General features: G+C 36.1%; 5 protein-coding genes. 4 read left to right on the top strand and 1 reads right to left on the bottom strand.

What is annotated here, in order from left to right; translation table 11 throughout:
• Nucleotides 1-494: 494 nt before the first annotated feature.
• On the bottom strand, nt 495-1,637 hold the full coding sequence (locus tag ON07_RS12885; RefSeq protein WP_010232200.1) for an acyl-CoA dehydrogenase: 1,143 nt from the start codon (nt 1,635-1,637) through the stop codon (nt 495-497).
• Between the two features lie 94 nt (nt 1,638-1,731).
• Between ON07_RS12885 and ON07_RS12890 the strand changes: the two genes are divergently transcribed.
• The 4 genes from ON07_RS12890 (at nt 1,732) to ON07_RS12905 (ending at nt 5,345) form a co-directional block, all read left to right on the top strand.
• Entirely contained in the window at nt 1,732-2,796 is a 1,065-nt protein-coding gene (locus ON07_RS12890; protein WP_029331977.1) for an anhydro-N-acetylmuramic acid kinase, read from the top strand.
• A 159-nt stretch (nt 2,797-2,955) separates the two neighbouring features.
• Nucleotides 2,956-4,182 (top strand): Glu/Leu/Phe/Val dehydrogenase dimerization domain-containing protein, encoded by a 1,227-nt coding sequence (locus tag ON07_RS12895; protein WP_010232206.1) that lies wholly within the window; start codon nt 2,956-2,958, stop codon nt 4,180-4,182.
• 58 nt (nt 4,183-4,240) lie between these two features.
• Nucleotides 4,241-4,942: a MotA/TolQ/ExbB proton channel family protein gene (locus tag ON07_RS12900; RefSeq protein ID WP_010232208.1), complete on the top strand. Its 702-nt coding sequence runs from the start codon at nt 4,241-4,243 to the stop codon at nt 4,940-4,942.
• Between the two features lies 1 nt (nt 4,943).
• Nucleotides 4,944-5,345 carry an ExbD/TolR family protein gene (locus tag ON07_RS12905; protein WP_010232210.1) on the top strand — a complete coding sequence of 134 codons (402 nt, stop codon included), beginning with the start codon at nt 4,944-4,946 and terminating at the stop codon, nt 5,343-5,345.
• Nucleotides 5,346-5,533 lie beyond the last annotated feature (188 nt).

Genomic DNA, 5,533 nt, shown 5'->3' on the forward strand with positions numbered 1-5,533 from the left:
TTTTGTTTACAACAATTTTTAAAAAACCCCCGGTGTCCAACGACGCCGGGGGTTTTGTGTTTGTGGAAGTTGTATATGGCAACTACTTGAGAACTGGTAAGGTGGCCCTTGCTATACATAAAGTCTCAATGAGACCCCGGCCAGGGATTGGAGCGAGCTACCGCGTAGCGCGGAAAGCCCGGCACAAGGCGTAGCCGTAGTGGGACGCATAAAAAGTAATGAGTATTGAGTAATGAGATGTGAGTATTGAGTGCTTTTTCTGAGATAGGTGATGTTAGTTTGGGCTTTTTATATAAATGTTTTATATCGTATTTCCATAAGAAATCAATAATTCGATTTTTATCCTTAGAAATATTAAGTCAATTTTTTAAAAATGATTAAGACTGATAGGGATGTGTTTACTAAAAACATCATTTCTGATAAATAATTAGTAACCAATCTAAAAAAGAAAAGCAGCCTGAAAAGGCTGCTTTTTGTATTATAAAATGAAGTGTCTATCCGTTGATGATACTTCTTGAAATCACTATTTTTTGAATTTCTGAAGTTCCTTCATAAATCTGTGTGATTTTTGCATCACGCATCATTCGCTCAACATGATAATCTTTTACAAATCCATTTCCGCCATGTACTTGTACCGCTTCAACAGAAACGTCCATCGCTACTTTAGAGGCATATAACTTAGCCATCGCACCAGAAAGATCGTAATTCTCTTTGTTGTCTTTATCTACAGCAGCTTTCATTACCAACATTCGTGCAGCTTCTATGGAAACATGCATATCTGCCAATTTAAACGCGATTGCTTGGTGATTGCAAATTTCAGTTCCAAAGGCTTTACGTTCCTTAGAATATTTTAATGCTAATTCATAAGCACCACCAGCTATTCCTAAAGCTTGAGCTGCAATTCCAATTCTTCCACCTGCCAATGTTTTCATAGCAAACTTAAATCCAAATCCATCTTCACCAATTCTATTTTCTTTAGGGACTTTTACATCGTTAAAAATCAAAGAATGGGTATCGCTCCCTCTAATTCCTAGTTTGTTTTCTTTTGGTCCAATTTCAAAACCTTCCCAAGTTTTTTCAACTATAAAAGCATTAATTCCTTTATGTTTCTTCTCACGATCGGTTTGTGCAATTACTAAGTAGAAATCTGCAGTATTTCCATTCGTGATCCAGTTTTTAGTTCCATTTAAAATATAATGGTCTCCATGGTCTATAGCCGTTGTTTTTTGAGAAGTGGCATCACTACCCGCTTCCGGCTCCGACAAACAAAAAGCGCCAATAGATTCTCCTGTAGTTAATTTAGTAAGATATTTTTCTTTTTGCTCTGGAGATCCGAAGGTGTCCAACCCCCAACACACCAACGAATTATTAACCGACATTACTACAGAAGCAGAAGCATCTATTTTGGAAATCTCTTCCATTGCAAGTACATAAGAAACAGTGTCCATTCCTCCACCACCATACTCCGGAGAAGCCATCATTCCAAGAAAACCAAGTTCCCCCATTTTTTTAATTTGCTCGGTTGGAAACTCTTGTTTATCATCTCTTTCAATTACTCCCGGTAAAAGTTCGCTGTTGGCAAAATCTCTGGCAGCATCACGAATCATTATATGCTCTTCTGTAAGTTTAAAATCCATTAGATAATTTATTTTAAAAATTCATTTTTTTAAAGTGCCCAAAGATACCTTTTTGACCCCTAATATTCAATTAAGAATAATTATTTTTACGAATATGAAAATAATTAACTACAACGTTTTAGGAGTAATGTCTGGAACCTCTTTAGACGGAGTGGATCTGGCGTGGGTTCAATTTTCGAAAGAAGCTCACTGGGAATTTAAAATTTTAAAGGCTGAAACAATTCCCTATAGTCCGGAATGGAAGAAAAAATTGAACGAGGGAGTCTCTAATTCTTATGAAGAATTAGAGAAGTTAGACGAAGATTACACTAAGTACCTCGCCAAGATTATTTCAAAATTTATTGAGAAACACTCAATAAAAGAATTGGATGCAATATGTAGTCATGGACATACCATAAAGCATGAACCGGAAAACGGTTTTACCTTGCAAATAGGAAATCTTCCCCAACTTGCACAGCTGATTGGCGTCACGGTAATTTGTGATTTTAGAGTTCAAGATGTGGCATTAGAAGGTCAAGGCGCACCTTTAGTTCCAATTGGAGATGAACTATTATTTTCTGAATATAATTACTGCCTCAATGTAGGTGGCTTTGCTAATATCTCTACTAAAAAAGATGGTGTTAGAGTGGCCTATGATATTTGTGCGGTGAATACGGTGCTTAATTATTATTCTGAAAAGCTGGGTTTTGAATTTGATGACAGCGGTGAAATTGCAAAAAGCGGAAGTTTAAATCCAGATCTTTTGCATCAGCTAGAAAAATTGCCCTTTTACAGTCAGCCTTCCCCGAAATCCTTAGGAATAGAATGGGTTCATAAAAAAGTATTTCCTATCCTGAAAAATCTTGATGAGAATATACCTTCAATTTTACACACCTATTGCCATCATATCGCTTCAGAAATTGCAAAAAATATTGAAAACAAAATAGATTCTAAAGTATTGGTTACCGGAGGAGGAGCTTTCAATACTTTTTTAATGAACTTACTTCAGCAAAAAACAGATGCAAAAATTGTAATCCCATCTTCAGAAATAATAAATTTTAAGGAAGCGCTAATTTTTGGCTTTCTTGGGGTGTTAAAAATGAGGGAGGAGAATAATGTTTTAAGCTCGGTAACTGGTGCAAAACATGATCATTGTGCAGGCTTGGTTTATGAATCTTAATGCCTCATTAAGGCTTTAATTCCAGGGACTTGCCTCGAATTTTTGAAGCTATTTCCCGATTGATACCTCTTGGGCTTTTCCCGAGGTTCTTGATTAATTTATAATTTTCTCCACAAGGGCAGTTTTGTTTTTTATATTTGCGTTCAAACATAATTATACATGAAAGATTTACTCGATTTATACGAAAATAAGGAACCTGAAATAGTTTTTAACTGGAAAGATGCTGAAACCGAAGCGGAAGGATGGACCGTAATAAACTCCCTTAGAGGTGGAGCTGCCGGTGGTGGAACTAGAATGAGAAAAGGACTGGATATGAATGAGGTACTTTCGCTTGCTAAAACTATGGAAGTAAAATTTACCGTGTCTGGACCTGCAATTGGTGGAGCCAAATCGGGTATTAATTTCGATCCAAGTGATCCAAGAAAAAAAGGGGTTTTAGAAAGATGGTATAAAGCGGTTTCGCCATTACTGAAAAGTTATTATGGAACTGGGGGAGATTTAAATGTAGATGAAATTCATGAAGTAATCCCTATCACTGAAAATTGTGGAGTATGGCACCCACAAGAAGGAGTTTTTAATGGACATTTTCAACCTACCGAAGCAGATAAAATCAATAGAATTGGACAGTTACGTCAAGGAGTAATCAAGGTTCTTGAGAATTCAACGTATTCTCCGGATGTGTCTAGAAAATATACCGTAGCCGATATGATCACTGGATACGGAGTTGCTGAAGCGGTTAAGCATTACTATGCAATTTATGGCGGGGATGTAAAAGGTAAGAAAGCGATTGTGCAAGGATTTGGAAATGTAGGCTCTGCAGCAGCTTATTACTTAGCTCAAATGGGGGTTAAAGTAATTGGAATTATAGATCGTGTTGGAGGTTTAATAAACGAAGATGGGTTTTCTTTTGAAGAAATAAAAGATTTGTTCCTCAACAAAGATCGAAATACATTAAAACATTCAAATTTGATTCCTTTTGAAGAAATCAATGATAAAATTTGGGATTTAAAAGCTGATATTTTTGCTCCATGTGCAGCATCTAGATTGGTAACTAAAGACCAAGTGGAAAGATTGATTAATGGTGGATTGGAAATGATCTCTAGTGGAGCAAATGTGCCATTTGCAGATAAGGAAATTTTCTTTGGACCAATTATGGAATATACAGATGAAAAAGTAAGTGTAGTTCCAGATTTTATTGCAAATTGTGGAATGGCTAGAGTATTTGCATATTTCATGGAAAGACGAGTGCAAATGACAGATGAGGCTATTTTTAATGATACTTCTATCACTATAAAAAATGCAATCCAGAACACATTTGATAACAATAGTTCTAAAACGGGGATTAGCAGCACAGCCTTCGAAATTGCATTAAAACAATTAGTATAGATTTTTATTACAATTAAATTTACAATCTCACGTTACACTAACAAACCTAATTTTATCTATGTTAAACTTTTTCCAAGATGCCGACGCTGCTCAAGCAGCCCTAGAGGTTGAGCCTGTCGTAGAAGAGAAAACTCTTTCGTTATTTGATTTAATGTTAAGCGGTGGTTTGGGTGGCCAGATCATTATCGGAATTTTGTTTGTGCTATTGTTTGTAGCTGTATACATTTATTTTGAGCGATTGTTTGCAATTAAAGCCGCTACTCAAGTAGATCCAAATTTTATGCTTCAAATTAAAGACAGCGTATTAAATGGAAATATAGAATCGGCTAAAATAAGATGTGCTCAAAATAACTCTCCGGTTGCCAGACTTACTGAAAAGGGAATCTCAAGAATTGGAAGTCCCTTAGAAGACATTAATACTGCTATTGAAAATGCGGGGAGATTAGAGGTTTATAAATTAGAGAAAAACGTTAGTATTCTTGCTACCATCGCCGGAGCGGCACCAATGATTGGATTCCTTGGGACTGTTATTGGTATGGTTTTGGCTTTTCACACCTTGGCAACAAGTAGTGGGCAGGCAGAAATGGGAACGCTTGCAGAAGGTATTTATACGGCCATGACTACTACGGTAGCTGGTTTAATTGTAGGTATTATCGCTTATATTGGATATAATCACTTGGTTGTTAAAACAGATAAAGTGGTGCACCAAATGGAAGCGACAGCGGTAGATTTCCTTGACCTTTTAAACGAACCGGCTTAATATGAATTTAAGAAGTCGAAATAAAGTAAGCGCAGATTTTAGTATGAGTTCCATGACGGACATTGTGTTTCTGTTATTGATATTTTTCATGCTAACATCTCCGGCTATTACTCCAGAAGCTTTAGACCTTATTTTACCTAAAGCAAAAGGGAAGACCACCAATAAATCGAATCTTTCTGTAAGTATTACAAAAGATCTTCAGGTTTATATAGATAATGACAGAATTAGCAATAGTGCTTTAGAAAGCACACTTATGACGAGATTGGCAGGGGTAGAAGATCCCACAATTATATTAAGAGCTGAAGAAGGAGTGCCAATAGAAAAAGCAGTGAATGTAATGGACATTGCGAATAGGAATAAATATAAAATTGTGCTTGCCGTTAAACCCGAAAAAGTAAATTAATAATAGAACTCTGTGAGCTTTCTTGATACAAAACACGAAAAAAAAATCTTTTACCATCACGGTAGTATTACACGTGTTGCTCATACTTATTTTATTATTAGTTGGATTACATTATTTAGATCCTCCGCCGGAAAATGGTATTGCAATTAATTTTGGAACTTCTGAAGTAGGGTCTGGCGAAAAACAGC

The sequence above is a fragment of the Gillisia marina genome (assembly GCF_000258765.1).
GTDB classification, from domain to species: Bacteria; Bacteroidota; Bacteroidia; order Flavobacteriales; family Flavobacteriaceae; genus Gillisia; species Gillisia marina.

Coding starts and splice junctions, on each gene's coding strand:
- ON07_RS12890 (WP_029331977.1), top strand. CDS start 1,732: ATGAAAATAATTAACTACAACGTTTTAGGAGTAATGTCTGGAACCTCT.
- ON07_RS12900 (WP_010232208.1), top strand. CDS start 4,241: ATGTTAAACTTTTTCCAAGATGCCGACGCTGCTCAAGCAGCCCTAGAG.
- ON07_RS12885 (WP_010232200.1), bottom strand. CDS start 1,637: ATGGATTTTAAACTTACAGAAGAGCATATAATGATTCGTGATGCTGCC.
- ON07_RS12895 (WP_010232206.1), top strand. CDS start 2,956: ATGAAAGATTTACTCGATTTATACGAAAATAAGGAACCTGAAATAGTT.
- ON07_RS12905 (WP_010232210.1), top strand. CDS start 4,944: ATGAATTTAAGAAGTCGAAATAAAGTAAGCGCAGATTTTAGTATGAGT.